34 protein-coding genes and 5 tRNA genes are annotated in these 24,706 nt (G+C 38.1%); 30 read left to right on the plus strand and 9 right to left on the minus strand.

The genetic code is table 11. The features are described from left to right. Positions 1–124: 124 nt before the first annotated feature. From VER_RS08470 to VER_RS08480, 3 genes are all read right to left on the minus strand, one after another. Positions 125–355, minus strand: a complete 231-nt coding sequence (locus VER_RS08470) for a hypothetical protein (RefSeq protein WP_162100402.1) — start codon at positions 353–355, stop codon at positions 125–127. 21 nt (positions 356–376) lie between these two features. Then, on the minus strand, positions 377–1,153 hold the full coding sequence (locus VER_RS08475) for a metallophosphoesterase (RefSeq protein WP_162100403.1): 777 nt from the start codon (positions 1,151–1,153) through the stop codon (positions 377–379). A gap of 127 nt (positions 1,154–1,280) precedes the next feature. After that, complete coding sequence (locus VER_RS08480) at positions 1,281–2,048, minus strand: DUF4931 domain-containing protein (RefSeq protein ID WP_162100404.1); 768 nt, start codon at positions 2,046–2,048, stop codon at positions 1,281–1,283. 175 nt (positions 2,049–2,223) lie between these two features. Here VER_RS08480 and VER_RS08485 point away from each other — a divergent pair, with 175 nt between their 5' ends. From VER_RS08485 to VER_RS08530, 10 genes are all read left to right on the plus strand, one after another. Continuing rightward, on the plus strand, positions 2,224–2,754 hold the full coding sequence (locus VER_RS08485; protein ID WP_162100405.1) for an 8-oxo-dGTP diphosphatase: 531 nt from the start codon (positions 2,224–2,226) through the stop codon (positions 2,752–2,754). Continuing rightward, on the plus strand, positions 2,754–3,893 hold the full coding sequence (gene mutY / locus VER_RS08490) for an A/G-specific adenine glycosylase (protein WP_238390194.1): 1,140 nt from the start codon (positions 2,754–2,756) through the stop codon (positions 3,891–3,893). The genes VER_RS08485 and mutY overlap by 1 nt, the downstream gene beginning before the upstream one ends. A 57-nt stretch (positions 3,894–3,950) precedes the next feature. Further along, positions 3,951–5,138: a metallophosphoesterase gene (locus VER_RS08495; RefSeq protein WP_162100406.1), complete on the plus strand. Its 1,188-nt coding sequence runs from the start codon at positions 3,951–3,953 to the stop codon at positions 5,136–5,138. Between the two features lie 177 nt (positions 5,139–5,315). Beyond that, on the plus strand, positions 5,316–6,113 hold the full coding sequence (locus VER_RS08500; RefSeq protein ID WP_162100407.1) for an undecaprenyl-diphosphate phosphatase: 798 nt from the start codon (positions 5,316–5,318) through the stop codon (positions 6,111–6,113). A gap of 308 nt (positions 6,114–6,421) precedes the next feature. Beyond that, positions 6,422–6,497 (plus strand) — tRNA-Thr (locus tag VER_RS08505). Between the two features lie 11 nt (positions 6,498–6,508). Further along, positions 6,509–6,593: transfer RNA gene (locus tag VER_RS08510), tRNA-Tyr, on the plus strand. Positions 6,594–6,598: 5 nt separating this feature from the next. Then, a tRNA-Met gene (locus tag VER_RS08515) sits at positions 6,599–6,674 on the plus strand. Between the two features lie 14 nt (positions 6,675–6,688). Beyond that, positions 6,689–6,764, plus strand: a tRNA-Thr gene (locus tag VER_RS08520). Between the two features lie 9 nt (positions 6,765–6,773). Further along, positions 6,774–6,850, plus strand: a tRNA-Met gene (locus VER_RS08525). Positions 6,851–6,930: 80 nt separating this feature from the next. Continuing rightward, positions 6,931–8,292, plus strand: coding sequence for an amino acid permease (locus VER_RS08530; RefSeq protein WP_162100408.1), 1,362 nt, complete (start codon positions 6,931–6,933; stop codon positions 8,290–8,292). 166 nt (positions 8,293–8,458) lie between these two features. On the opposite strand, the gene VER_RS08535 is transcribed toward VER_RS08530, so the two are convergent. The 5 genes from VER_RS08535 to VER_RS08555 form a co-directional block, all read right to left on the minus strand. After that, positions 8,459–9,529, minus strand: a complete 1,071-nt coding sequence (locus VER_RS08535) for a site-specific integrase (RefSeq protein WP_162100409.1) — start codon at positions 9,527–9,529, stop codon at positions 8,459–8,461. 148 nt (positions 9,530–9,677) lie between these two features. Beyond that, complete coding sequence (locus tag VER_RS08540) at positions 9,678–10,958, minus strand: STAS-like domain-containing protein (RefSeq protein WP_162100410.1); 1,281 nt, start codon at positions 10,956–10,958, stop codon at positions 9,678–9,680. Positions 10,959–11,131: 173 nt separating this feature from the next. After that, the gene (locus tag VER_RS08545) at positions 11,132–11,584 is read right to left on the minus strand and encodes a hypothetical protein (protein ID WP_162100411.1); all 453 of its coding nucleotides are present in this window, start codon (positions 11,582–11,584) and stop codon (positions 11,132–11,134) included. Between the two features lie 43 nt (positions 11,585–11,627). After that, positions 11,628–11,894 (minus strand): ImmA/IrrE family metallo-endopeptidase, encoded by a 267-nt coding sequence (locus tag VER_RS08550; protein ID WP_238390195.1) that lies wholly within the window; start codon positions 11,892–11,894, stop codon positions 11,628–11,630. A 6-nt stretch (positions 11,895–11,900) separates the two neighbouring features. Then, on the minus strand, positions 11,901–12,317 hold the full coding sequence (locus VER_RS08555) for a helix-turn-helix domain-containing protein (protein ID WP_162100412.1): 417 nt from the start codon (positions 12,315–12,317) through the stop codon (positions 11,901–11,903). 122 nt (positions 12,318–12,439) lie between these two features. On the opposite strand from VER_RS08555, the gene VER_RS08560 reads away from it, so the two are divergent. Next, the gene (locus VER_RS08560; RefSeq protein ID WP_162100413.1) at positions 12,440–12,631 is read left to right on the plus strand and encodes a helix-turn-helix transcriptional regulator; all 192 of its coding nucleotides are present in this window, start codon (positions 12,440–12,442) and stop codon (positions 12,629–12,631) included. A gap of 233 nt (positions 12,632–12,864) precedes the next feature. Here VER_RS08560 and VER_RS08565 read toward each other — a convergent pair whose 3' ends face one another. Next, positions 12,865–13,155 carry a hypothetical protein gene (locus tag VER_RS08565; RefSeq protein WP_162100414.1) on the minus strand — a complete coding sequence of 97 codons (291 nt, stop codon included), beginning with the start codon at positions 13,153–13,155 and terminating at the stop codon, positions 12,865–12,867. A gap of 51 nt (positions 13,156–13,206) precedes the next feature. Between VER_RS08565 and VER_RS08570 the strand changes: the two genes are divergently transcribed. From VER_RS08570 to VER_RS08660, 19 genes are all read left to right on the plus strand, one after another. Further along, complete coding sequence (locus tag VER_RS08570) at positions 13,207–13,509, plus strand: helix-turn-helix domain-containing protein (protein ID WP_162100415.1); 303 nt, start codon at positions 13,207–13,209, stop codon at positions 13,507–13,509. Positions 13,510–13,531: 22 nt separating this feature from the next. Next, positions 13,532–13,693 (plus strand): hypothetical protein, encoded by a 162-nt coding sequence (locus VER_RS08575; RefSeq protein WP_238390197.1) that lies wholly within the window; start codon positions 13,532–13,534, stop codon positions 13,691–13,693. A gap of 80 nt (positions 13,694–13,773) precedes the next feature. After that, a complete protein-coding gene (locus VER_RS08580; RefSeq protein WP_162100417.1) occupies positions 13,774–14,715 on the plus strand; it encodes a YqaJ viral recombinase family protein in 942 nt (313 codons plus the stop codon). Positions 14,716–14,718: 3 nt separating this feature from the next. Further along, positions 14,719–15,588 (plus strand): recombinase RecT, encoded by an 870-nt coding sequence (locus VER_RS08585; RefSeq protein ID WP_162100418.1) that lies wholly within the window; start codon positions 14,719–14,721, stop codon positions 15,586–15,588. Between the two features lie 70 nt (positions 15,589–15,658). Further along, the gene (locus VER_RS08590) at positions 15,659–16,561 is read left to right on the plus strand and encodes a Lin1244/Lin1753 domain-containing protein (RefSeq protein ID WP_162100419.1); all 903 of its coding nucleotides are present in this window, start codon (positions 15,659–15,661) and stop codon (positions 16,559–16,561) included. Then, entirely contained in the window at positions 16,542–17,150 is a 609-nt protein-coding gene (locus VER_RS08595) for an ATP-binding protein (protein WP_162100420.1), read from the plus strand. Before VER_RS08590 ends, VER_RS08595 begins: the two co-directional genes overlap by 20 nt. Next, positions 17,147–17,533, plus strand: coding sequence for a single-stranded DNA-binding protein (locus tag VER_RS08600; protein ID WP_162100421.1), 387 nt, complete (start codon positions 17,147–17,149; stop codon positions 17,531–17,533). The genes VER_RS08595 and VER_RS08600 overlap by 4 nt, the downstream gene beginning before the upstream one ends. A gap of 12 nt (positions 17,534–17,545) precedes the next feature. After that, positions 17,546–17,884: a hypothetical protein gene (locus tag VER_RS08605; RefSeq protein ID WP_202922152.1), complete on the plus strand. Its 339-nt coding sequence runs from the start codon at positions 17,546–17,548 to the stop codon at positions 17,882–17,884. A 3-nt stretch (positions 17,885–17,887) separates the two neighbouring features. Then, the gene (locus VER_RS08610; protein WP_162100422.1) at positions 17,888–18,148 is read left to right on the plus strand and encodes a hypothetical protein; all 261 of its coding nucleotides are present in this window, start codon (positions 17,888–17,890) and stop codon (positions 18,146–18,148) included. Continuing rightward, entirely contained in the window at positions 18,129–18,329 is a 201-nt protein-coding gene (locus tag VER_RS08615; RefSeq protein ID WP_162100423.1) for a hypothetical protein, read from the plus strand. Before VER_RS08610 ends, VER_RS08615 begins: the two co-directional genes overlap by 20 nt. Then, positions 18,326–18,745 (plus strand): dUTP diphosphatase, encoded by a 420-nt coding sequence (locus tag VER_RS08620; protein WP_162100424.1) that lies wholly within the window; start codon positions 18,326–18,328, stop codon positions 18,743–18,745. Before VER_RS08615 ends, VER_RS08620 begins: the two co-directional genes overlap by 4 nt. Before the next feature lie 16 nt (positions 18,746–18,761). Continuing rightward, positions 18,762–19,052 carry a hypothetical protein gene (locus VER_RS08625; protein ID WP_162100425.1) on the plus strand — a complete coding sequence of 97 codons (291 nt, stop codon included), beginning with the start codon at positions 18,762–18,764 and terminating at the stop codon, positions 19,050–19,052. Between the two features lie 59 nt (positions 19,053–19,111). Continuing rightward, positions 19,112–19,561 (plus strand): DUF3310 domain-containing protein, encoded by a 450-nt coding sequence (locus VER_RS08630; RefSeq protein ID WP_162100426.1) that lies wholly within the window; start codon positions 19,112–19,114, stop codon positions 19,559–19,561. A 3-nt stretch (positions 19,562–19,564) separates the two neighbouring features. Then, positions 19,565–19,990: a hypothetical protein gene (locus tag VER_RS08635; RefSeq protein WP_162100427.1), complete on the plus strand. Its 426-nt coding sequence runs from the start codon at positions 19,565–19,567 to the stop codon at positions 19,988–19,990. An 84-nt stretch (positions 19,991–20,074) separates the two neighbouring features. After that, on the plus strand, positions 20,075–20,386 hold the full coding sequence (locus tag VER_RS08640; protein WP_162100428.1) for a hypothetical protein: 312 nt from the start codon (positions 20,075–20,077) through the stop codon (positions 20,384–20,386). A 261-nt stretch (positions 20,387–20,647) separates the two neighbouring features. Beyond that, positions 20,648–21,103, plus strand: a complete 456-nt coding sequence (locus tag VER_RS08645) for a helix-turn-helix domain-containing protein (protein WP_162100429.1) — start codon at positions 20,648–20,650, stop codon at positions 21,101–21,103. A gap of 328 nt (positions 21,104–21,431) precedes the next feature. Then, on the plus strand, positions 21,432–22,451 hold the full coding sequence (locus VER_RS08650; RefSeq protein WP_162100430.1) for a hypothetical protein: 1,020 nt from the start codon (positions 21,432–21,434) through the stop codon (positions 22,449–22,451). Then, a complete protein-coding gene (locus tag VER_RS08655) occupies positions 22,439–22,642 on the plus strand; it encodes a hypothetical protein (protein WP_162100431.1) in 204 nt (67 codons plus the stop codon). The genes VER_RS08650 and VER_RS08655 overlap by 13 nt, the downstream gene beginning before the upstream one ends. A 247-nt stretch (positions 22,643–22,889) precedes the next feature. After that, the gene (locus VER_RS08660; protein ID WP_162100432.1) at positions 22,890–24,665 is read left to right on the plus strand and encodes a hypothetical protein; all 1,776 of its coding nucleotides are present in this window, start codon (positions 22,890–22,892) and stop codon (positions 24,663–24,665) included. The last annotated feature ends 41 nt before the right edge of the window (positions 24,666–24,706 follow it).

Consider the following 24,706-nt stretch of genomic DNA (forward strand, 5'->3'; position numbering starts at 1 on the left):
CATGGAATGAACTTCATCGGAGCACAGAATTTCCTACTTATTGGGATTAAAAACCAACACGTTTTGTCCTATAACCCTTTATTGTAAACACTTTGTGTTTATTTTTTGTTGGTTTCTGTTGTTTTTAAAAAGACCGTTTGCCTAATTTGGGATGGCTACAAGGCTTTAAGGTCAAGCGGTCGATAAGATGGGCCGCTTCGTCTAAATCTACGTCTTCATAGCTACCTTGCCGTTCTAGGACACACATAGGATGGTCCACACCGACTTCGCCGGCTGGCAGGTAGACATATTCTTCATTAGCAGTATCGCCAAAGATATAGCCTGCTTGCAAATGTTCTTTATGGATTCGACTCATACTTGGTTGCTCCTTGTAAGATTAGATAATTTGTTTCAATTTAAAATTCATAAAATCAGCCGATACTAAGTGTAATTGCGTAGCCCCAACGTGATCTGGAATACGTTCGAACGAAGATTTATCATGTAAATGACCAAAAATACAATGATCCACTTCGTATTTGGCTAATAAATCGGTGAAACCACTGGCTTCATTTTTATCATTGAAGGGTGGATAGTGCAATAATAAAATCCGTGTAGGCTTTGTTATTGACGAGCTGGGTAGGGATTCTATTGCTGGTAAGGCTGGTGAGGTTGAGGTTGGTAAGGCTATTGCCGTTTTTGGCAACGCCGCTTCCATTTCCTGCAAAGCTGCTTCCGTGCGCAGTAGTTCACGCGCATAAATAGAGGTATCCTTTGCTTCGTCAAAGGCTGTGTCGCGGGGACACAAATAGCCACGCGTACCGCCGAAGGCAATGTTGTTAATGGCGGTGCCATGACCTTGCAAAAAGGTTAGGCTATGTTGCATGGCCTGATTCATCTTGTTAGCACTGCTCCACCAGTAATCGTGATTGCCACGAATTAAGTAAATTTGCCCTGGTAAGTCAGCGATTGTTTGTAAATCAGGAAGGGCATCAGCTAATTTTAAAGCCCAGGAAATATCGCCCACAACAAAGACGATATCTTCTGGGCTTACTTGTTCACGCCAAGCTGAAATAATACGCTGGCGGTGATTCTGCCAATGGGCACCAAATACATCCATTGGCTTAGTAGGCGGTTCGCCTGAAAAATGAAGATCGCCAATGGCAAAAATTTTCATGGTATCTCCTTAACATAACTATTATAGGATATGGTTAAAACTCGTTACTAACAAACGGGTATTAGCGTTTATTGACTCACGCTACGTATTGCAAGCTTTTCATTTGAAGCGAGCCTTTTAAATTCCCTTATTTGAAAAAGTCTTGGTTTAACTCTTGCTTAACTTGTTCAATGCGCTCTTTATTGCTAATTTGACTAATTGTGTAGCCCACATAAAGTGGGGAAGTAATGTAACGAGGTACTATTTTAACATACTGTGAACTAGTATGTAAATCATAGAAAAATAAGTTGTAAGAGCCACTATGTTTTGAAAAGTCAGTCAAAATATAGCGCAATACTTGTTGAATACGACGACTTAATAAGGCCAAGGAGGTATCCTTGTTAAATTTCATATTAAATTCGAAAAAGCCGATAATGGGCTTATCTGACAAGGTAATGAGTAAGTTGTCCTCCTCTTTTAAAGTAAGACCTTCAAAATGCGCTTCTTTAATATCTTGGCGATAGTCATAGTCATATAGTCCGATGATTTGGCTATGGGGATGGCGAATAGAGCCACCAGACATAGGTCCAAAATTTTTAAAATATAAAACGGATTTGAAATCCTTACGGGCCATAGTTTCACGCCATTTGCGCAAAGAAAATTCGAGCACCTTTTCCGCTTGTTCAGGACTATACCGGGAAAATTCACTAAAACAATCATGCGTTTCAATGATGACGGTAGGCCAAGTGCGGTCCAGTACAGGGTATTTATTCATAAGCCAAATGATGTCGCCTTCGGTATCTAAAATATTAGTTAACTCATCGACAGCACAGAAGGGACAGGCTACTTCACGGTGGCGAATATTTTCAGGTTTACTCCGGCCCATAGCTATATTAAATGTTAGTGGTTCGTTCATAAGTACACCTCTCTTATTTAATACTATCACAGGTTGGACCTTTTGGGCAGTATGATATAATTAATTAGTGTAGATAATTTTAAAAAATTCTATATAGGAATATTATTGTTAAACATAGTCATAGAAATAGATACGGGCGTTGAAATAGATGGGGAGCGCCGAATAAGGAGTTTGTATGAAACCGACAACCTTGTGCTTAATTATAAATGATAAACATGAGATTTTATTAGGCCGGAAGAAGCGTGGCTTTGGAGCTGGCAAATATAACGGCTTTGGTGGCAAGAAACAGGATCAGGAAACCTTTCGTGAGTGTGCTGTACGGGAAGTGTTCGAAGAAGTATCCCTTGTGGTGAAACCAGAAGATTTAATTCCCGTCGGAATTATGAATTTCCAATTTCCTTATGAAGAAGCACTTAATCACTTGAATTATACATATATTATTAAGAACTACGAAGGGTTACCTATGGAAAGTGAAGAAATGGAGCCCCATTGGTTTGCTTTTGAAGATATTCCCTTTGAAATGATGTGGAAAGGCGACGATATGTGGATTCCGGAGGTATTGCAGGGCAAATTACTCCATACCTTGCTCATCTTTGGTAAGGATAATGATGAAGTGAAATTAGCTGAAAATACGTATGTGGCTAAGATTGAAGAGTTTGAAACGGTAGCGGACATAATGACTTGTTTGCGAAAGGAAACGAATTAGTGAGTGAGATAAAAATAGATGCGAACGCGTCTAAGTGGACGACTGAGTTATTACATTGGTATGATTTGAATAAGCGTGATTTGCCTTGGCGACAGACGAAAGATCCCTATTGTATTTGGGTTTCTGAAATTATGTCACAGCAAACTCGAATTGAAGCGATGAAGCCCTATTACGAAAATTGGATGATGCAATTTCCTACTAAAGAAGCGTTAGCTACGGCCGATGAAGATACGGTAGTGAAAGCGTGGCAGGGCTTAGGTTATTATTCAAGAGCTCGTAACTTGCGGTTAGGCGTGCAAGAAGTAATGACAAAATATGGTGGAGAAATACCCCGCACTCGTAAAGAAGTAGAAAGCCTAAAGGGCGTTGGTGCTTATACAGCGGGGGCTATTTTATCTGTTGCATTTAACCAGCGAGAAGCGGCTATAGATGGTAATGTGTTACGCGTCTATGCCAGATTGTATGCTATACAAGAGGATATAATGCGAACAGCTGGAAAAAAAGCGATTGCTGCTTTAGTGGAAGCTACGATGCCTTATGACCGGCCAGGCGATTTTAACCAAGCTTTAATGGACTTTGGCGCCCGCATATGCATTCCTAAGGCCCCACGTTGTGAAGGATGCCCGTTACGTCAGTGGTGCAAGGCTGATGCCTTAGGTATAGCTGCTGAGTTACCAGTGCGAATTGTCAAAAAAGCGATACCTATTATTTCCGTGATTACTGGATGTATTCAAAATGACGAAGGGGCCTATTTATTGCATCGCCGGCCCGCTAAGGGTTTGCTCCATTCTATGTGGGAGTTCCCTAATGTTGAAATTCCGCGCCATGCGTTAGTGCAAGATAAAAAGGAATTACCGTTAATCGGTGTGGCGCCATTAGTTTCACATTGGCAAGAACAAGGGGCGGTTATTAAGTGGCAAGAGGCTTGTATAACGACTTTGCGCCATGTATCTTCACATCGCTGTTGGGATATGGAAGCCTATGTGGGGCGGTGGGAGACTACCACTGATACAGTTAGCGTGGCGCTGGCTAGAGAGCTAGTAAATAATCCTGAGCAATGGCGCTGGGTAAAACCAGCGGATTTTGCAGAGTTACCCTGGGCAGGCCCACATGGCAAATTGACAGTATTTTGTAAGTAGTCATTGAATTGGTAAGATGTAATTAAACTAGCGAGTATTAGATAGGCAGGTGAGAGAATGTCCGCACGTTTTATGTTTTTGGCTATGACAACGCTCATTGTGCTACTGATTGTATTTGTAAATTCGTATTTAATTGTGCGAGTGACAAAAGTAGCTAAGCGTGCGTTATGGTTTTGGGGGTTAGTGGCAGCTCAAGTAGTGGCTATTGGCGGCACTACTTATTATCAGCTGGCGCAGGTACAAATTTTTGATACAGCCTTATATAGCTTCTGGAAAAGTTGGGCCATCGGTTCTTATGGCTTGCTACTAGGCCTAGGTGTTTGCTTTGCTATTATGATAGCCTTAGCGTTGGTAGTGGCGGCTGTTAATTGGAAGGCCCATACAACGACTGAGACTGAACAGCATAGTCGGCGCCAATTTTTACGGAATGCCTTATGGGCCGTGCCCGCAGTCACTGCTGGCGGTGGTGTAGTGCGAGCCTATGAAGGAGCTAAAGAACTTGAGGTTAATCATATTGATTTAGTATTTCGTAGTTTGCCGGAATATTTAAAAGGTTATAAATTGGCACAAATTAGTGATGTGCATATTGGTCCCTTTATAGATTTGCATGATTTTGATAAGATTACAGAAGCCGTGTTAGCTGAAAAGCCAGATCGTTTGGTAATTACAGGCGATTTAATTGATGAATTAGATTGGTTAAATCCCTTGTGTGGGCGTTTAGAAGAATTATTTCCTAAAATCCCTGATGGCATTGACTATATTTTAGGAAATCACGAGTATTTTAAAAACTTGCCCCTCGTATTAGAAGCATTTAGTAAAATTTCTATGCGCATGCATCGCAACTCGTCCTTGCGTTTAAGCGGCGGTTCGTGGCCGGTGTATTTAGCGGGGGTTGAATATTCCTTTGACCGTACTGGTGAACAGCGGGAAGTGTATCTAAAAGAGGCCTTAGCCAATGTTCCTTCGGAAGCCTTTGTTATTTTACTGGCGCATCATCCTGATTTTATTGAAAATGCCTTTGCCCATGACATTCCTGTGACTTTGTCAGGTCATACCCATGGCGGGCAGATTGTAGTGGGGGATACGCCATTAGTACCGGTTGGAACTCAGTACTTTAAAGGAATGTATCGTGACTCTTGGAAATATGGCTATGTGAACAATGGTACGGGCCATTGGTTTCCCGTTCGTTATAACTGTCCTCGTGAAATTACGATTTTCACCTTTAAAGAAGGCAAAGAGGCATAAAAACGGCGAAAAGGTAAACTTTTTTTAAATTATTGACCGTAAAATACAAATTAGCATTGTGAAAATCTAGTAAAAAGTCTATAATGAATGAGTTATCGCACAGCTATCCGTGTGATAAGCCAGGCCTTAGGTTAGGGCCTATGTATTGACTAACGATTTGGTAGTTGAGGTGAAATAATGGATCAAAATATTATTGCCTTTATACTTGGTATTGTAGAAGGGGCAACCGAATTTTTACCAGTCTCTAGTACTGGGCATATGATTTTAGTAGGCGACTTTTTAGGGTTTACTGGGGAACGAGCTAGCGTATTTGAAGTATTCATTCAGTTAGGTGCTATTTTATCGGTATTTATTTTTTACCGTGAAAAGTTTATGACTATGTTGCGCCGTGAAAACTGGGTGCGCACCAATGGCTTATCCTTAGCGCATATTTTCTTTGGTATGCTGCCAGCCATGGGGATTGGTTATTTAGGTCATTCTTTTATTAAAAATAACTTATTTTCACCAGGCACGGTTATTATTGGTTTAATTATCGGTGGTTTATTTATGTTGCTAGCAGAAAAATATCACCGCCCTATTAAAATCCACAATGTAGATAATTTGAGCATGTATCAATGTTTGTTGATTGGTTTATTCCAAGTCTTGTCCTTATGGCCTGGTTTTTCCCGTTCTGGTTCGACCATTGCAGGGGGCTTAATTTTAGGAGTTAGTCGTAAAGCAGCTGCTGATTTCTCTTTTATTATGGCCGTGCCAATCATGTTGATTGCATGTATTTATGATTTGTTAAAAATCATCGACCAGCTATATTGGTCAGACTTTATTATGTTCTTTATTGGCTTCGTAACGGCGTTCGTGTTTGCTTACTTGTCCATCGTATGGTTCTTGAAATTCTTGAACAAATCCTCTTTGGCAGGCTTTGCTTATTATCGTTTTGCTGTAGCTGTAGTGGCGTTGATCTATTTCTTCGTGTTCTAGAGGCTAGAAGCTAGCTTGAAAAAATAATAAGTTGCATCACATTAAGTTTTTGCTGAATGTAATGGCAATTGATTTAGTACAAATGACAGCTACTTACTTTGTTGTAAGTGGCTGTTCTTTGTTTTTTAGAAAGTTTATGATAAATTTTGAAATTTTATGAAAAAAGTACTTGCGCAAATATACGGCGTATGCTATTATAATAAAGCGCTATACGGTGAACGTAAGCGTGAACAAATTGTCAAACTGAGCTGAAAAAAATCTATTGACAAGATGTTCTGGAATATGTATAATATTCCTTGTCGTGGTACGCTGGCGTAGCTCAATCGGTAGAGCAGCTGACTTGTAATCAGCAGGTTGTGGGTTCAATTCCTATCGCCAGCTCCATTTTTATTCGTGGAGGGATTCCCGAGCGGCCAAAGGGAGCAGACTGTAAATCTGCCGTCTTCGACTTCGAAGGTTCGAATCCTTCTCCCTCCACCATTCATCGCGGGGTGGAGCAGTTGGTAGCTCGTCGGGCTCATAACCCGAAGGTCGCAGGTTCAAGTCCTGTCCCCGCAACCATCTTTTATACGTATGCTGGTGTAGCTCAGTCGGCAGAGCGTATCCTTGGTAAGGATAAGGTCACCGGTTCAATCCCGGTCACTAGCTCCATATACACATGGCGGCATAGCTCAGTTGGCTAGAGCAATCGGTTCATACCCGGTGTGTCCGCGGTTCAAATCCGTGTGCCGCCACCACTAACTTTTTGTTAGATACTCACATTTAAAATGTGGGTTATTTTTTTAAACTTTTTCGTATTTAGGAGGTGGACATTTGTATGTCTGAGAAAAAGGAGTTAGCTAGGGGGCTGAAAAATCGTCACGTGCAGTTATTGGCTATAGGGGGCGCCATCGGGACGGGTTTATTTTTAGGATCAGGTCGATCTATTCACTTGGCTGGTCCATCTATTTTATTTGCGTACATCATTACCGGGCTTATTTCCTTTTTCATGATGCGTGCGTTAGGGGAATTATTACTATCAAATACTGAGCATCATTCCTTTGTAGATTTTGTGCATGAGTATTTAGGGCCAGGGGCCGCGTTTCTTACAGGCTGGACTTATTGGTTTTGTTGGGTATCGTTAGCCATGGCTGACGTTACAGCCGCTGGGGTGTATATGCAATACTGGATTCCCAATGTGGAACCGTGGATACCCAGCTTATGCATTCTATTAATCTTATTTGCTTCCAATTTAATGGCTGTTAAGATTTTCGGGGAGTTAGAATTTTGGTTTGCTTTAATTAAAGTTATTGCCATTTTAGGTCTTATTATTGGTGGTTTGTATTTAGTATTTATTGGCTATCAAACGGATGTGGGGGCTGTAGGTTTTGCTAATTTATGGACTAACGGAGGCTGGTTCCCTAATGGTTGGGAAGGCTTTGCGTTATCCTTCCAAATGGTTGTTTTCGCTTTTACTGGGATTGAATTGGTTGGTTTAACTGCTGGTGAAACGGAAAATCCAAAGAAAGTTATTCCTCAAGCTATTAATAATATTCCAATTCGTATTATTATCTTCTATGTAGGCGCGTTGGCAATTATTATGAGCATCTATCCTTGGACTGCTGTAAATCCTAGTGCGAGTCCCTTTGTTCAAGTATTCAAAGCGGCTGGTATCGTTGCGGCGGCTGCCATCGTAAACTTTATCGTATTAACTTCGGCAGCCTCTGCTTGTAATAGTGGTCTTTTCAGTACTAGCCGTATGGTATATACCTTGGCTCGTGAAGGGAATGCGCCACGTCGTATGTTCCGCCTACGTTCCAATCAAGTGCCAGTTAATGCTGTAGTATTCTCGGCGCTCGTTATTTTTATGGCCGTTATTATGCAGTATATTATGCCTGAAAACGTATTTATTATTATTACAAGTGTATCTACGTTCTGCTTTATTTTCATTTGGGCTATCATTTTGGTATGCCATATGAAATATCGTAAATTGCATCCAGAACAAGTTAAGGTAAATCCATTTAAAATGCCTTTATATCCAGCTATGAATTACATTATTTTGGCATTCTATGCCTTTGTATTAGCTTCTTTGGCCTTTAATGAAGAAACCTTAATTGCGCTTCTATTTACGCCAGTTTGGTTCGGTATGCTATGGTGTTTCTATAAATTGCAGACTATTAAACAGAATTATGGTAACTAATTCAAAGGTAAATCACCAAAATCTCTTGTAGATTTTGGTGATTTTGCTATATATATTCTTTTCATTACTGATTTTTTGTATTATAATGGGCGTTTATAGGCTATAAGGCTACAAATGGCTTAATACTGTATTATTTTGCTTTAACGGCAAATATTCGTCAAAAAAATTAACCAAAAATATTAGCAACGTCATTAGCTGCCTTTTGTCTCATCTCGTCTGTATAGTGGATGTAATTTTTAATAACTGTTTGTACCGTATCGCCTAATAAGGCTGCTACAGTTTTTATATCGACTTTATTAGCGATAAGTTTGGTTGCATAGGTGTGCCTTAGGTCATGAAATGACTTGTTTTTTATAAATCGTCGTATTATCCTATTAATTGGCGCTGTATTTGACGATTTTTGCATAAACAGGAGTTGCATATCATTAACAGGGGCTAACGGGGCATACAGGCTCAATATGGCACTTAAAATAGGGGGTATTGGTATAGTGCGTATGCTGTTAGCAGTTTTTGTATCCTGTAATTTATATTTATTTTTGTCGTATTGGGCTAATTGCCGTTTTACAGTTAAGGTATTGCTAGTTAAATCTATATCAGCCCATGATAATCCCAAAACCTCTCCGTAGCGTAATCCAGTATAAGCACCTATAGCGCATTGTACATAGTATCTTAGATACTTTGGTTTTAGGCTACATAGTAAGAGTTCGATTTCTTGGTCTGTATATACTCTTAAATCTTTTTTTGTTCGTTGTTTATTGATTTTAATATCTATTAACGGATTAACAGCGATAATATTATATGGTTTAACAGCATAAGATAAGATTGTTTTTAACATTGATAGATATAATGTTTGGGTAGTGGTAGCTGATTTAGAGGATGTAAATTTTTGAGATATTTGTAATGCCGTTATCTCTTGTAAGGGGGTCTCTGCTATATCGCCTATAAATTTTATCGCGCTATCTACAGCTTGTAGTGAGTTATAGGTGAGCCTAGATTTATTATCACCCTTGTATATGTCGGTAAATTGTTTTAACGTAATACCTTTGTAGTCCGTGTTAAGTGCTGGCTCGTTTTTTATTTGCGCTATTAGATCGTCACCGTAGTTTTTAGCTACCCACTTTTCGGCAAACCCTTGTTTGGACTTTTGACGCCATTTACCAGAGGAGGTTTTATAGCTAATAATTACTTGCCAACCGTTGTCCTTTTTACGTAAGGTTTTATTATATTTTAGCTGCATAAAAAATCACGCTCCTGTCTAAAAATAGGTATGGTTAATAGACTTAGAGCGTGTTATAATTTAATTATCGAGATTATGGCGCTCTAAGTGCTGTATGATTGTGCCTCATCTGTTGGCGCAGGTGGGGGATTTTTTTAGGTTTTTAGATTTAGTCTCCAGTATAACTATCGAATATAAAGTCGATTGTTGAACGTATAGTTGAGTTAGCACCCACAATTTTAATCATTTTATAAGCTTTAATGCCAGTGTTACAAATAGGGGTAGCCAATAGAGCTACTAAAAAACTATGCGTTGCGGTTTCCGTATTAGTGAAATCGAGTATAACTGTTTTACCTTCAGCAAGAGCAGGTAAAATTTGCTTGTCTCTACGCTTTATAGCTTCATATTTTACTTCACAATTACTGCCAAAGTAGTTATACATATTGATAGTAACTTCTTGTGATACGGTTTTATCAGAACGGGCCTTGACTTCTGCTTTTGCGCGTTGGCGTAGGCGCTCCAATTCTTCGTTAATATCAAAGGTTTTGAACTTATCAAAACCAATGGTCATATATACAAATGTTCCTGGCCAAGGCTTTCTAAGGGTATCAGAGGTTAGGTCTGTAGGCGATATATGCAATAGGCCTTTGCCTGAAACGATATACATATCAGCTTCCAAGGTTTTTCCTATATTAGATGATAGATATAGCCCCATACCTGCATTATTTTGACCTTCGTATGGTTGTTTTGGAGCTCCGAATGTTCCAGATATTTCAGGCTTTATAGAAGCCTCTAATGCAGTCATATCAGATGTGAAAGTGGGATATGTTTTTTCTAAATGTGCTTTTATTCCTATACCCAAATCTGCAATTATAAATGATAGTTGTCCTTTATTTTTGTACCAGTTAAATTGTAATAGGGAAGGGATGTCTGGATTATAACCATGCTCTAAAGTGTTGTATAATAGTTCCGAAATGATGTAGCGTAACGTGCTTTCGTGCCCCGAAATTAAGTCCATTCTAATTCGAGTCGTATAATCTAATATTTGATTGAGAGCTGTTGGAATATCTGATGATTGGTTTCTGATTGCAAACATAGGTTTATCGTATATAAAACGAAAATTTTCATTACTATTATAGAGGACGTTATATGTTCCTGCGCCACCTAGTCTGTACCACATTCCACCTAGAGCTGAATCTTTGTTAAAAAATACCTTAACATAACAGCCTTTAGATTTTAAGAACCATATATACTGAATAAGTAGTGCTAGGGCTTGATAATTGGCATTTGTGCAACTAGTACCATCTATAATTAATTTAGCTCCATTAAAGTCCCAGTCAAAAATAGAAAGGTAGGTATTGAAATCAACTATATTTTTGTTTTTAAAAGATAGTGTTGTTGGTAATTTTAAAACAGCTGTACCTTTTTTTGTGTAAATAACCTTTGACATGTTACCTCCGTTCTTGGTATACTCTTCTTGTACAATAAATGCTTAGAGACATCTATGAGTATCTTACTCGTCTCGTAGGAATATTAAAGAGGAGAAAATATATGTTGTCTTTACTCCCTCTGTAGACCTTTGCGATATCGCAAAGGTCTTTTTCTTCTTTGTAGTCCATATTTTTAAACCAAATTAACCAATAACAAAACAATTGACCAAAAGATAATGCTTATACCTATGTTAATCATAACCTGGGTATAGTTTATCCTTTCAAAGTTTTTAACCCAACTTGGGTGGATTTCAATGCCTTTGTTTTGTAATTCTTGTTTTAGTTTTATATTATCGTTAGCAGTATCAGGCGATATGCCGTGGCGAGCTGCGACTTTGGAAAATGCTCCGTGTCTTTCTTTGATATTAGAAAATGATGTTAAATTTGGCGTATCAAAGTCTGATTCGGTATAAATAGGCGGTTTATAGCCAATTAATGCATAACCTAAAGGACGAGTTAGAACATTTCCATAGGCTCCGTGTTTTTCAGCTTTCCAGGGGAGATACAGTAGACATGCTAAGATTGATAATAACATTAAAATTATAACTATTTTATTTTTTTTGTTCATGGTTTTTAAACTTACCATAATTAATACTCCATTTAGGGTTAATATATTACTAATAAAATTTTTATATTTCATGAAAATAGAAGTCTATTCCTTCTAACTCATTATCTGAAACACTAGAGGTTCTTACCATTTTTTCAATTAAATTAACATGGAGATCAGAATAAAAGTCATCATGAATAATATGAGAAAGTTCGTGTTTTAACTCTTCTTTTGCCTTTACTGAAGAGAGGTTCTTTTTTATATAGACGTTATAGTGGAATGGGTCTTCCGTAGTTTCTGCATATGCATTCATATGAGGTAAATCACAGGAAATTACATTAATTGTCAATTGACATCATCCTTTATTTCTCGATTTTAAAAATTCAATATAATTTACAGTATCTTCCATTTGTTCTTTTGTTAAATCTTTACTTGCACTAAAAAGTGCTCTAGCACCAGGCTTATTACGTATCATTTCAGCGAATTCAGCAGCTTCTGGGTATGTATAATATTCATCATTTTTCTTGGTATTTACTGTTACAGGTTGGTCTGAGTCGAGTTGTTTTAATAAGTCATCTAAAGTAAGACCAACACCAATTGCTATTTGATTTAACTTATCTATTGATGGGCTAATAGGTTGATTAGTTTTTGGATTATATATTTTTTCTAACATACCAATATAAGCTTTACTTAAGCCCGTTAGATTACTAAAATCTTGCATGGATAGGTTATGTAACTCTCTATAGTTCTTAATAAATTCTCCGATATACATTTTACACCTCCTGTTAGGTATATTGTATAATATATTTTACAAAAATTCAAATATATTCGTCTAAAATATTTGACAAAATATTTTTGTCTGTTATAATAGACGATGAAAGGAGGTGAATGCCAATGTATAAAATAAAGGAGTTTAGGGAAAAAATGAAAATTTCTCAAGAAAGGTTGGCGGAAAAGGCTGGCGTTTCAAGAGCAACCATTGCCTCCTTAGAAGCACCAGATAGTGAAACGACTACAACAACTAGCACTTTGATTAAAATTGCATCTGCTTTAGAGTGTAAAGTTTCAGATATTTTTTTACCTTAATTGTCTATTATAATAGACGAAAGAAGCTTTACAAACTTAATTTAAAGGAATGTAAAAGAATAGAGGTGATTATATGAGCGTAACGTTAGAGGTTAATATCAAAGATTTAAATTTAGTAGTAAAAGAAAAAGAGCCCCGAGTTGACGAGGCTCTGGTTGCTAAAATTAGCACTTGTAAATATCACGAAAACTTAAGACCAATATATTTTATTGAATTGTCAGATGGACGATGTTTTAAATGCGAGGAATATGACCAAGGGCTGAATAATGTTCTATCCAGTCAATAACGTCTTGAGATAACCATCCTTGCAAAGGTTGGACTACTTGAACAATAAATAATCTATCGTTATTGTCAATTTTAGGTGCTAAATGGTTATATACAGTATTAGAAGAATCATTTGTTGCAATTAGCCATTGAGAGTTTAAACATTGGCAATAACTATTATAGCTTTTTATAGCTTTGATTAGGTCAGTATAATTTTGACCTTGTTTATTTAAATCATAACTAATTAAAAATACAGACATTATAATCACCTCCTTTCTAAGGTGATTATAACATAAAGCGAGGTGAGAATTATGGAATGTAGAACTTACGGTGTATCTGATGTAGCTAGAATGCTTGGTATTTCAGAAAAATCAGTATATGCAATGGCTGATAAGCGCATAATCCATCGGCTTAAAGATGTACCTAAAATGCGATTTAGCAAAAAAGAAATCGATGCATTATGTGGAATCGAAGATGAGTTTAACGTTTGGAATTATCGGTCAATCAAAGCTGACAATGAAAAACTTAAGCTAGAAAATCAAAAATTAAAAGAACTCATCAAAAAAGCAACAGCAGAGTTACTTTTGATGAGTAGTGGGTTAGTAGAGGAGTGATGATATGCGTGTAATTGATGATTTGATTAGACCCATCTTGTACAGCGTTACTGGCTTTGGCCTGATTGCCACAGTCGGCACTGTTGACGTTGGCCAAGCTGACGGTGTGACAATTTGGGCGGTGGTGGCAACATCCACAGCGTGTTACTTTGCTGCAGAATTGTTGGGTAAACGTCATGTATAAAAAAAGCCCCTCAACCGCTGGCACGGTTAAAGGGACACAGTAAAATTATCTATTTTTAGTATAACACAGGAGTAGTGAAAATGATATATAAAAAAGTGTTTGATGCTAAGATAGCAACCCACGAAGAGTGGTTAGCTTTTAGAAAGACTGGTATTGGTGGTAGTGACATGGCAGCCATTATGGGTCTTAGCAAATGGAAGTCACCATTGGATGTATGGCTAGAAAAAACTAGTAATGAGGTTAATGTGGAAGAAACTCGTTTTACATATTGGGGCACAAAGTTGGAAGCGTTAGTAGCTGAAGAATTTACTATTCAGACTGGATATAGTGTACGAAATAATAATTATACCTTGCAGTCTATTGAATATCCGTTTCTTTTAGCTAATATTGACCGAGATATTGTCGGGCTTGATGCAGGTCTTGAATGTAAAACGGCTAATGCATTTAAACGTGATGAGTGGGAAGGTGATCAAGTACCTGATGATTATTATATTCAGTGTCAACATTATATGGCGGTAACGGGTTATTCATCTTGGTGGATTGCTTGCCTGTGTGGTGGCAATGAGTTCTTTTATAAAGAAATACCTCGTAACGAAGAAGTCATTACGGCAATTATCGAGGCTGGTCGGGAGTTTTGGAATATGGTAGAGCAAAATATTATGCCAGCTGTTGATGATTCTGAGCGGTGCAATAAACTGCTTAAAGAATTACATAGTAAAAGTAATGGAAAATCTATCGAGTTACCAGACACGGCTAAAATTTACATTGAACAATATAACAAGGCTAAAGCTGATGAAACAGCAGCAAAAGCACGTAAGACAGAAGCACAAAGTCATTTATTTGAGTTATTAGGTGCTAATGAAAAAGGAATTATTGACCAATATACAGTCATATGGTCACCAGTAGCAGGACGTAAAAAATTTGATACAAAGCGATTTGAAAATGACCATCCACAGCTAGCTGCTGCATATACAGTGCAAGGACAACCAAGTCGTCGATTTGATATTAAAGGAGCGAAATAACTTATGGCAACAACAAATGGCATTACATTAAAAAATAATCATCTTAAACCAGCTACTAAAGTTCCAACTACATTAAGCGGGATGTTAGCTTCGGATGATGTAAAAAAGCGTTTTAATGAGTTATTGGGTAATAAAGCCCCAGGCTTTATTAGTAGTTTATTGTCGGTTGCTAATAACAATAAATTACTTGCTAAAGCAGACCCTAAAACTGTAATTGCAGCAGGATCTATGGCAGCTGCCTTAGATTTACCAGTTAATCAAAATTTAGGGTATGCCTATATTGTCCCCTATGGTAATGAAGCGCAGTTTCAGATGGGATATAAGGGGTATATTCAGCTTGCTATGAGAACTGGACAATACAAGACAATTAATGCTTGTGAAGTCTATGAGGGTGAAATTCGGGATACGAATCGATTTACTGGTGAGTTTGAATTTGGAGAACGAACTGGTGATGAAATTGTAGGGTATATGGCGTACTTTAAGCTTGTTAATGGGTTTGAGAAGTATATTTATATGAGTATGTCCGAAATGCAAGCACATGCTCGTAAGTATAGTAAAACTTATAAAGGTGGTACTGATAAATGGGGAATTGCAGATTTTCATAGTATGGCCATTAAAACAGTACTTAAACGTTTAATTCGTAAATATGGGATTCTATCTATTGAAATGCGTCTCACTAAAGCCATTGAAACGGATGGTGGCATTATTAAAGATCATGACGGCACACTGGAAGCTGATTTTGAAACAATTGAAGTAGATGGCACATATATTAATGCAGAAACGGGGGAAGTTATTGATGAAGCAGTTAATGATAATGAATTAACTGAAGAGGAGAAGGCCGCCATTTTAGCAGCTGAGCAACTCGAACAGTAAGGTAATTGGTAAATTAAATTAGCCAGCAAGTTACTAGTAGGTGGCTTGCTGGCATCCATAAGGAGTATCTATGAGTAGGCCAAGAAAGGCAGGGATTAGTTATTTTCCTTTGGATACGGATTTCTTTGAAAATAAAAAAGTAAGGCGACTTACTAGAGCATTTGGAGCAACAGCTGCCTCCGTACTAGTCAACCTGCTATGTACTATCTACAAAGATAAAGGGTATTACATGCGGTGGGATGATGATACGCTGGCTTTCGTGGCGGACGAACTCTGTCTAAAAGTTGGCACTGTGCGAGAGATTGTCGTAAAGGCGATTCAAGTGGGGTTCTTCAATGCGAATATGGCGAATCTATTTGGTACTGATGAAGGTCAGGCTAAAGGAGATTACAACGGCATACTTACTTCAGTAGCCATTCAAGAACAGTACTTTGATACTTGTAAACGGTCAAAAAGAAGTGAGGTATGTTATGACGCAAGATTTCTGCTCATTTCTATGAAACCGTATGAAAAAATAGTTAACTCTGGAGAAAACTTAGTTAACTCTGGAGAAAACCTAATAAACTCCGGAGAAAGTACACAAAGGAAAGTAAAGGAAAGTAAAGTATATACTACTACATCTACAGATGGACTGAATGATTTATTTAATGCATATGTTGAAAATGGATTTGGTACAGTATCAGGTCTTTCTAAAGATATGATACTTGATGATGTAGATACATATTGTAGTGAATGGTGTAAAGCGGCTATGGAAGTAGCGGTAACTCGGAATAAGCGGTCATGGTCATATGTAAGAGGTATTTTAAGGCGATGGCAAAGTGAGTATAGTCTAACAGATAAACCGTGGGAGGTTGAAGCAGTTGGAACACATAGGCAAAGCAATGAGCAATTTAAAACAGCGAATCGAGCAGTATCGACAAACAGCAATGGAGCGGGAGAGGTTGATTGGGCCAATGACCCCGACCATTTTTAAACCTATTAATTGGGAGTATTACGGCATCTATAAGCGTTATCAAAAAGTTACTTTAGAAGATATGACAGTATTAGATGAAAATAAAGAAGCTTTTGATGTTATTAAGGAGTACGCAGAACATGTAGTACATAAACTAGATGCAGGTTTAGGCTTGATTATTAAAGGACCTGTAGGAACAGGTAAAACGACAGCTGCAGTAGCGATTATGAAGGAGGCAATTCAGAATAAGCAAAGTCCGTATTTTATTTCTATGATTTCGCTGCTGGATAAACTTATGAGTTTTCGTGATCAAGAAGAGCGATATGAGTTTGAACAACGAATTAAAAATTGTGCGTTATTGGTTTTAGATGATTTAGGTGGCGAATATATTGGCAAAGATAAGGAAGAGAGCTTTATGCTAAAACGAATCATGTCAATTATTGCTGAACGTAATCAACGTTCTAAATCGACTATTATAACAACTAACCTGAAAATCAAAGAATTGAAGGAACGTTATGATGAGCGTGTTATTGACAGACTAGGTAGTACAAATCAGATTATTACACTATCAGGACCTAGTTTGCGTAAAGAGGAATGGAGGGAATTATGAACTCAGTACAGATATTAGGCAATTTAGCTCGTGACCCAGAAGTACGCTTTACTAAAACAGGTAAAGCCGTAGCAACATTTACAGTGGCTGCGACAAACACATATTTTGATTCCACAACCAATGAACAGAAGGAACAAACCTCGTTCATTAATTGTGTTGTATGGGGGAAATTAGGGGAGGCGGTTGGTAATCTTCGCAAAGGTAACCGTTGTTTCGTTGAAGGTCGTTTGAATACCCGTTCTTATGAAACTGCGGACGGTCAAAAACGCTATGTTACTGAAGTTATTGCTAACTTTGTAGGGCAGTCATTACAGGCACAGGCAAATGAGCCATCTAATTTTGATAGCTTTGGTGGCGGTAATGAAGAGAATATCCCGTTTTAGAAGGCAGGTGGCATGATGAATAGTCGTGATAAAGGCGCTCGTGGTGAACGTGAGTTTGCTGCTCTTTGTCGGGAACAGGGATTTGATAATGTAAAACGTATGCAGCAGTATTGTGGTAATACAGGAGATGCAGCAGATGTAAGCGGGTTACCCGGAATACATGCAGAGGTTAAACGAGTAGAACGGCTTAATATTTATGATGCAATTGGCCAAGCTAAACGTGATGCTAAAAAGCTTGGCCGTACACCAGTTGTATTTCATCGTAAGAATCGTTGTGAGTGGTTAGTTACTATGACGGCTGATGATTGGTTTAATTTATATCGTGAAAGTGAATTAAGTAATGGAGTATAAACTATGAATGCATATAATGAATTTATTCAAAAACAAGTTATGAAGTTAGATGCTGCGAATAGTCTTTTAAAAGAGGTACAGTCTAGTCTAATTAAAGCATCTTTAGGTGGTAAGTTAAAAGAAGAAATATTTGCAGAATTATTAGAAGAACATTGCATAAGTATATCTAAAGCAAGTAAACACATTTTAGAGCTCCAAGTATATTTATTGTGTCCAGAATTTAAAATGTTAAAGGAGCAAGGCGATGAAAAAATATTTATTTGATGTATGTCATTATATTGATTGTTTGTTTAGTTTTGTATTTATTATTGCCTTTTTACGGTGGATATTTGGGTATGTTGATAATTTATTAATCATGTATGTATCTTTGGCAGGAGTAATACTATGGCCAAATAAAAAATATTGGGCAAAATGGTTGGATATTGATTTGGAGGAGCAAAAATGAAAAGAGGGTTTATAGTTACCAATGATAGCGTAAGCAAACCAAAACGTAGCACATCTCGTAGCGCAGGATATGATTTTGTATCACCTGTCGAGGTATTAATAAAACCAGGTGACAAGGTAATGATTGATAGCTGTGTGAGAGTGTATTGCAATAAAAATGAGTATTTAGCTTGTCATATACGGTCTAGTTTAGGCAGTAGAGGTGTAACGCTTACTAATTGCACTGGGATAATCGACAGTGATTATTTTGACACGGGTAACACTATTAAAATGATGTTGGTTAATAACGGAGAGGCTCCTGTATTGATTGATAAGGGTGACCGTGTAATGCAGGGTATCTTTTGTGAGTATTTACTTGCTGATGACGATGATGTCACAGTAGAGCGTGTAGGCGGGATAGGTAGTACGGGCAATTAATAAAGGAGTGGTAGTAATGACGATTAATGCTAGCAATATGCAGGGGATTACTGCTAGGTATAAATACAAGGCTGCATGGATGGAGTATCGCAAAATTTTAAAACGCATCAAAGATGAGGCTAATCTTGGTCATGATTTTGTAGATTTGACAGTACGGCGTGATGTAGGTGATAGCTACATGCAGCGTATCCGTAATAAGTTAGACGATAAAGGGTTTATCACAGCGTTAAATAATTATAATCATTATTATTATTTTAGCGTTGCTTGGTGGACTAAGGCTGATAAGACAGTGGCAAGTAGAGTCTAGTATTTTGCGATTTTGTTGACGTCAACAAAATGGTGTACTCTTAGAAAGGAGAATTAATTATGTATGCTTTAGAAGTTTTGGATATCATTGATATGGTAATCGACTTTGATAAAATGCCCGCTGATAGCAATACTTTACGATTACGTCGTGCGGTAGCAGAGGCAGAGGATAGATACGATGAAAATGCAACCGAATTTAATCGGAATAAAGTAGAAAAAGCTGTCAAAGATTACCACCAATATTATTTAAATTGTAATAATCATGCGATTGCACAAAATAAAGCGAAAGTAGATATGGTGCATAGTCCTAGTCATTATAAGCTGCGTGGCTTAGACATCGAGAGTGTGGATGTGATTAGATCCGTATTAAGTGATGAGGAGTATAAGGGCTGGTGCAAAGGCAATGCCCTTAAGTATCTGTTTAGAGCGGGCAAAAAAGATGATGAGGTGCAGGATTTGAGCAAGTGCGATGTATATGTAAATTGGGCGATTAAAGCTATGGAGGTGTAAATTATGTTGGTACCTAGTGGCAAGTGGTCAGTCTCATTGAATGGAGAAAGATTTGGCGAAGCTGAATATAACTCTAAAGATGAAGCTATTGAAGCGGTTTTAAAGGGGTTAGAAAGTAAAGAGGGTTACTACTTTGAAGATGAGATTGATTTTGAGCCATTGCATAAGTCGGATGTGACTTATTTTTATGTAGGTCAAGCTTATTGTTTTGAAGCAAAAATTGATGTGGATGATGTCATTGAAAGACTACAAGAAGCGTGTTGTAATGAACTTGATGAATGGGGTGAAAGTTATTTAGAAGATTTGCCCGATTATAAAAAGACAGACTTGGAAAGTAGATTAAATCAAGCATTTAAAGAGTGGGTGCATAAATGGCATATGGCACATAATAGTTTCCTTGTAGATGATGTGGAAAGAGTATTGGTATGATGCACCAACTTGTGCAAATAATGCAATAGTTGAGAGGTGATTAATATAGACTTAAGCAAAATTAAAAATGAGGCGGAGTGGTATTTGTCCCATTATCAGCAAATTAATAGCTTAGTAGTACAATTGCCAGAAGATAACCGTTTAAAATCAATAAAGGTTTGTGACCGAGTGATTGTCAATCCTAAAGTAGTACTTAATGCTATTGATTTAGCGTTAGCTAGTGTTGATAGTGATTGTCGTCGTATTGCATTAAAGCGTTATATCGATGGCGAGTATTGGCGAGTAACAGCTAATGATGAGTGTATCAGTCACCAGACATACTATAGGCGACTTGATAGTGTTATTACGAGTATGGTACTACAATTAGTAGCAAAAAAAATAATAAATATTTATTAAGCAGAGGGCGTAGCTAATTAAAGTTGCGCCCTATTTTTCATGATGAGAATAGCAACTCTTGATTGCTAATATAATATAACCATAGGGGACATTGTAAGTTCTATTTTCCTTTGTGTAATTCCTTTCATGTGTATTCTTTACTATCCCCTTACTTGCGCTGGATGGGGCTAGCAACTATCATCCTCCTAACATTAAGAGCAAAAGGGTCCGAGAGGGCCTTTTTTGCTAACTAACATTATTTTTAAAACGAGAGGAGAGCCTATGGCAAAAGGTAAATATCAACAATGGCTTGAGCCAGATAATTTAACATTGCTCAAAGGCTTTGCTCGCAATGGGTATACCGATGAGGATATCGCTCAAAAAATGGGGATTAGTGCAGTCACTCTTTATGAGTGGAAAAAGCGGTTTCCACAGATAGCTAAGGCCCTAAAAAAGGGTAAAGACGTCATAGATGATGAAATTGAGGAAACTCTTATTAAATCGGCTATGGGATATAGCTATGACGAAGTAATTAAAGAGCTGCGTAAAAATGATGAGACAGACGAAGTTGAACTTGTTGTAACTCGTGTGGTACGCAAACATCAGCCACCTAATGTAACTGCATTAATCTTTTGGTTAAAGAATCGCAGACGTGAAAGCTGGCGTGACAAGATTAACAAAGAGGATTTACAAAGTCACAATGTGTTGTTGACAGTAGGTGATGTTAATGCAGAGTAAGCATATCAACTTGCTAAATGATGTAATCAATCCTACAGCTAGACAACGTGAGTTTATAAAATCAGTGCTTAACAACAAGTATATCTTGTATGGTGGTGCTGCAGGCGGAGGTAAATCGTATATATTGCGTTGGTCAATGGTATATCTATTGATTAATTGGTTTATCAAAACTGGTTTAAAAGGTATACGAGTTGGCATTTTTTGCGAGGACTATCCATCACTTAAAGATAGACAAATAAGTAAAATCCGAATGGAGTTTCCTTCATGGTTAGGGGATTATAAGACTACGGATCATGAGTTTGTCCTAAAGCCAGAGTGGGGCAATGGAGTGATATGTTTTCGTAATCTTGACCGTCCTGAAAAATATTTATCGAGTGAGTTTGCAGCAATTGCCATTGATGAAATGACACTTAATGAGCAAAATGTCTTTGATTTTTTGCGTATGCGACTTAGATGGACAGGAATTGAGGATACTAAATTTTTTGGAGGGACAAACCCTGGTGGCAAAGGTCACATGTGGGTGAAATCGCTTTTTATAGACCGTAACATCCCAAAAAACTTGCAACAATTTGCTGATAGGATAGCTTTTGTACAGGCCAAAGTTGATGATAATCCGTATTTAGCGACTACTTATATAGATAATCTTGATACACTGCCTGACAAATTACGTAAAGCGTATAAGGATGGCAATTGGGATATTTTTGAGGGACAGGTTTTTGAGGAGTTTGACCGAGATATCCATGTAGTTAAACCGTTTGATATACCTAGTAATTGGACTCGATTACGAGCAATGGATTGGGGGTTTACTAAACCATATGCAATATATGGAGCGGCAGTTGACCAAGATAACACGATATATATCACGCATGAGATATATGGGTGTAAACAAGGGCAACCGAATGTTGGCACGCAAGAAACAGCCCGTGAAGTCGCTCGTAAATGCAAGTTTATGAAAGATTGGTATGGTGTGGCTGACCCGGCTATTTGGCAACGAACTGGACACGATGGACCGACTATTCAAGAAATCTTTGCAACAGAAGGTATTGTGTGGGATAAAGCGGATAATGACCGCATTGCAGGTAAGATGCAAGTGCATGAAAGACTGCGACAACGGAAGGTAGTTATATTTGAGACTTGCCAAAATCTTATACGAACATTGCCAGCACTTACGTATAGTAAGCGTAATGTAGAGGATGTAGACACTGATCAAGAAGACCATGCGTATGATGCGTTTAGATACATGCTAATGAGTAGACCTATATCAGCGTATGATGTCAAAAAAGAATTTAACGATGGCTATAAATATGTTGATGGAGATAATGAGGAGTACAGTGCATGGGGCGTGTGATGAGTGATAGGGCGTTACGTGATTACGCCTATAAAGTGCTAAAAAGTGAGTATGGAGAACGGGTTGAAAATGGCATTGTAATTCCGGCTAAATTTACGGATGAGCAGTTAGCTGAATTTGCAAGTCATATGCCACAGTGGCAACTCGAAGAAATGTATCGCATGATTTACGGTTCTGAATTGGTTGAATAGGAGATGACTAATTATGTTTGATGTGTTAACTGCAAAAGAGAATGTAAAACGTGCATTAGTCATCAATGAGGACTGGCGAAAAGAGGCACACGAAGACTATGCGTTTGTTCAAGGCAAGCAATGGACTGATAGTGATAAGAAAATACTTAAAGATGCTAACAGACCTTGCATTACAATCAACCGCATCAGACCTGTAGTTAATCTATTGTGTGGTTATGCAGCTCAAAATGAAACTGAGCCGGATTTTATGCCTCGGTCAGAAGAGGATGACCGCATTAGCCGTGTTGCTAAAGGCATTACAAAATATGTGCTTGATAGGACTAACTATCAGCGTGAAAAGAAAAAGGTATTCCGTGACGTAGTGACGTGCGGATTAGGTGCGTATTGGGTATCGTATGACTTTGATTACGCTAAGATGGATGGACAAGTGCTGATTGAACGCATGAGCCCATTTGATGTATTTAAAGACCCTGAAAGCGTACGAGAAGACTTATCGGATGCTATGTTTTGCGGTCGTTATACGTGGGAAAGTAAAGAAAAATTAAAGCAAGTATATCCTGATAAGGCTGAAGAAATCGAACGTTTATATCACAAATATGATGATACTGAACAGGAAGTAACTAATGCATATCCTCGATGGTATGACAAAGACTTACAGAAGGTTAGAGTGGTTCAGTATTGGTATAAGGAATACACTACGAAGACTATTTATGTGACGTCAGATGGCGTAGTTGAGGAAAATAGCCCCTTGTATGGATTGGCCAAGGCGCTTGGTGTTAAAGGTCAAGAGATACCGGATGTAAAGATTAGATATGCCACTTTTGCAGATGATGTGTTATTAGAGGATAGCGAAAGTCCTTATAGTCATGGGCGATTTCCATTGGTTTTTCAATTTTGCTATTACAGCGGTGAAAATGCAGACGATGACCGATTAGAACCTGCAGGCGTTGTGCGTGATATTAAAGATGCACAACGTGAGCTTAATAAAAATCGTAGTCAGCGCATGCACATCGTTAATCAGCAAGCATTAGGCGTTAGAATGTGGCACGGCGTAACGGATGAACGCATTAAAAAGACGATTAAAGATAATATTACACAACCGGGCGCCAATATTTTCTTGCCGCCGGGAATAACGTACAATGAAGGCTTACCGGCTAATCAGTCAATCGGGAATATGGAGCTTGAGAACCAAGCCAATAGTGACTTCTATACGATAAGTGGTATTACGCCTGAGAGTTTAAGTGGCTCTATCGGTGCCATGAGCGGTAAAGCGATTGATTTAAGACAATCTGTTACAACAGTACAGACCGCAGATATTTTTGACAAAGCCAAAGAGTCAGAGCGTCAAATCGTGTTGATTTTGTGGGGTGAAAAAGGAAAAGCCGGATTAATACCTCAATATTATAATGAGCAGAAAGCAATGCGTATTTTAGGTGATGATGGCAAAGCAGAATTTGTTCATATTGAACCTAATCTTAATCAAGCAATGGTTGAACAACCACAAGTTGACCAATTCGGGCAGCAACAATATGACGAAGACGGCAATCCTGTTAAAAAAGTACTGTATGACTTGTCAGCATTTGATTTCGATATCACGATCATTACTAGTCAGGCATCCGCAACCGCACGCAAGGCAAGTCTTTATCAATTACTTGAAGCTAAACAAAGTGGTGCGGATATTCCAATGGAAATCATCGTTAAATACATGGATTTTCCAGACAAGGATGAGATGCTCCGAATGCTTAAAGAGCGTAGCAGTCAGCCAGCACAGCCTGATGTACGATTGAGTGCTAATGTAAAAGACTTACCTGCAGAAGCGTTAAGTGAATACTTACAGACAATTGGAGTAAATATATCACCTCAGCAAATTATGGCAGAACGGCTTGCAGCACAAGGCAGTAATGACCAATTACAAATTAATAGTGCGATGCAAGCGCAACAAGGATTTACACAACAGCAACTGCAAGAACAGGCAAAGCAACAACCGCAATTGCCACCACAAGGCATGCCGCCGGAAATGTAAATAAATTGTCCTGATCATGACGCTAAACTGATTTCCATGCG

The sequence above is a fragment of the Veillonella sp. R32 genome (assembly GCF_010093125.1).
GTDB lineage: Bacteria > Bacillota > Negativicutes > Veillonellales > Veillonellaceae > Veillonella_A.

Bases quoted from the DNA above. Each gene is read 5' to 3' on its own strand.
- VER_RS08470 (WP_162100402.1), bottom strand. From the start codon at position 355: ATGAGTCGAATCCATAAAGAACATTTGCAAGCAGGCTATATCTTTGGC.
- VER_RS08475 (WP_162100403.1), bottom strand. From the start codon at position 1,153: ATGAAAATTTTTGCCATTGGCGATCTTCATTTTTCAGGCGAACCGCCT.
- VER_RS08480 (WP_162100404.1), bottom strand. From the start codon at position 2,048: ATGAACGAACCACTAACATTTAATATAGCTATGGGCCGGAGTAAACCT.
- VER_RS08485 (WP_162100405.1), top strand. From the start codon at position 2,224: ATGAAACCGACAACCTTGTGCTTAATTATAAATGATAAACATGAGATT.
- VER_RS08495 (WP_162100406.1), top strand. From the start codon at position 3,951: ATGTCCGCACGTTTTATGTTTTTGGCTATGACAACGCTCATTGTGCTA.
- VER_RS08500 (WP_162100407.1), top strand. From the start codon at position 5,316: ATGGATCAAAATATTATTGCCTTTATACTTGGTATTGTAGAAGGGGCA.
- VER_RS08530 (WP_162100408.1), top strand. From the start codon at position 6,931: ATGTCTGAGAAAAAGGAGTTAGCTAGGGGGCTGAAAAATCGTCACGTG.
- VER_RS08535 (WP_162100409.1), bottom strand. From the start codon at position 9,529: ATGCAGCTAAAATATAATAAAACCTTACGTAAAAAGGACAACGGTTGG.
- VER_RS08540 (WP_162100410.1), bottom strand. From the start codon at position 10,958: ATGTCAAAGGTTATTTACACAAAAAAAGGTACAGCTGTTTTAAAATTA.
- VER_RS08545 (WP_162100411.1), bottom strand. From the start codon at position 11,584: ATGGTAAGTTTAAAAACCATGAACAAAAAAAATAAAATAGTTATAATT.
- VER_RS08555 (WP_162100412.1), bottom strand. From the start codon at position 12,317: ATGTATATCGGAGAATTTATTAAGAACTATAGAGAGTTACATAACCTA.
- VER_RS08560 (WP_162100413.1), top strand. From the start codon at position 12,440: ATGTATAAAATAAAGGAGTTTAGGGAAAAAATGAAAATTTCTCAAGAA.
- VER_RS08565 (WP_162100414.1), bottom strand. From the start codon at position 13,155: ATGTCTGTATTTTTAATTAGTTATGATTTAAATAAACAAGGTCAAAAT.
- VER_RS08570 (WP_162100415.1), top strand. From the start codon at position 13,207: ATGGAATGTAGAACTTACGGTGTATCTGATGTAGCTAGAATGCTTGGT.
- VER_RS08580 (WP_162100417.1), top strand. From the start codon at position 13,774: ATGATATATAAAAAAGTGTTTGATGCTAAGATAGCAACCCACGAAGAG.
- VER_RS08585 (WP_162100418.1), top strand. From the start codon at position 14,719: ATGGCAACAACAAATGGCATTACATTAAAAAATAATCATCTTAAACCA.
- VER_RS08590 (WP_162100419.1), top strand. From the start codon at position 15,659: ATGAGTAGGCCAAGAAAGGCAGGGATTAGTTATTTTCCTTTGGATACG.
- VER_RS08595 (WP_162100420.1), top strand. From the start codon at position 16,542: ATGACCCCGACCATTTTTAAACCTATTAATTGGGAGTATTACGGCATC.
- VER_RS08600 (WP_162100421.1), top strand. From the start codon at position 17,147: ATGAACTCAGTACAGATATTAGGCAATTTAGCTCGTGACCCAGAAGTA.
- VER_RS08605 (WP_202922152.1), top strand. From the start codon at position 17,546: ATGATGAATAGTCGTGATAAAGGCGCTCGTGGTGAACGTGAGTTTGCT.
- VER_RS08610 (WP_162100422.1), top strand. From the start codon at position 17,888: ATGAATGCATATAATGAATTTATTCAAAAACAAGTTATGAAGTTAGAT.
- VER_RS08615 (WP_162100423.1), top strand. From the start codon at position 18,129: ATGAAAAAATATTTATTTGATGTATGTCATTATATTGATTGTTTGTTT.
- VER_RS08620 (WP_162100424.1), top strand. From the start codon at position 18,326: ATGAAAAGAGGGTTTATAGTTACCAATGATAGCGTAAGCAAACCAAAA.
- VER_RS08625 (WP_162100425.1), top strand. From the start codon at position 18,762: ATGACGATTAATGCTAGCAATATGCAGGGGATTACTGCTAGGTATAAA.
- VER_RS08630 (WP_162100426.1), top strand. From the start codon at position 19,112: ATGTATGCTTTAGAAGTTTTGGATATCATTGATATGGTAATCGACTTT.
- VER_RS08635 (WP_162100427.1), top strand. From the start codon at position 19,565: ATGTTGGTACCTAGTGGCAAGTGGTCAGTCTCATTGAATGGAGAAAGA.
- VER_RS08645 (WP_162100429.1), top strand. From the start codon at position 20,648: ATGGCAAAAGGTAAATATCAACAATGGCTTGAGCCAGATAATTTAACA.
- VER_RS08655 (WP_162100431.1), top strand. From the start codon at position 22,439: ATGGGGCGTGTGATGAGTGATAGGGCGTTACGTGATTACGCCTATAAA.
- VER_RS08660 (WP_162100432.1), top strand. From the start codon at position 22,890: ATGCCTCGGTCAGAAGAGGATGACCGCATTAGCCGTGTTGCTAAAGGC.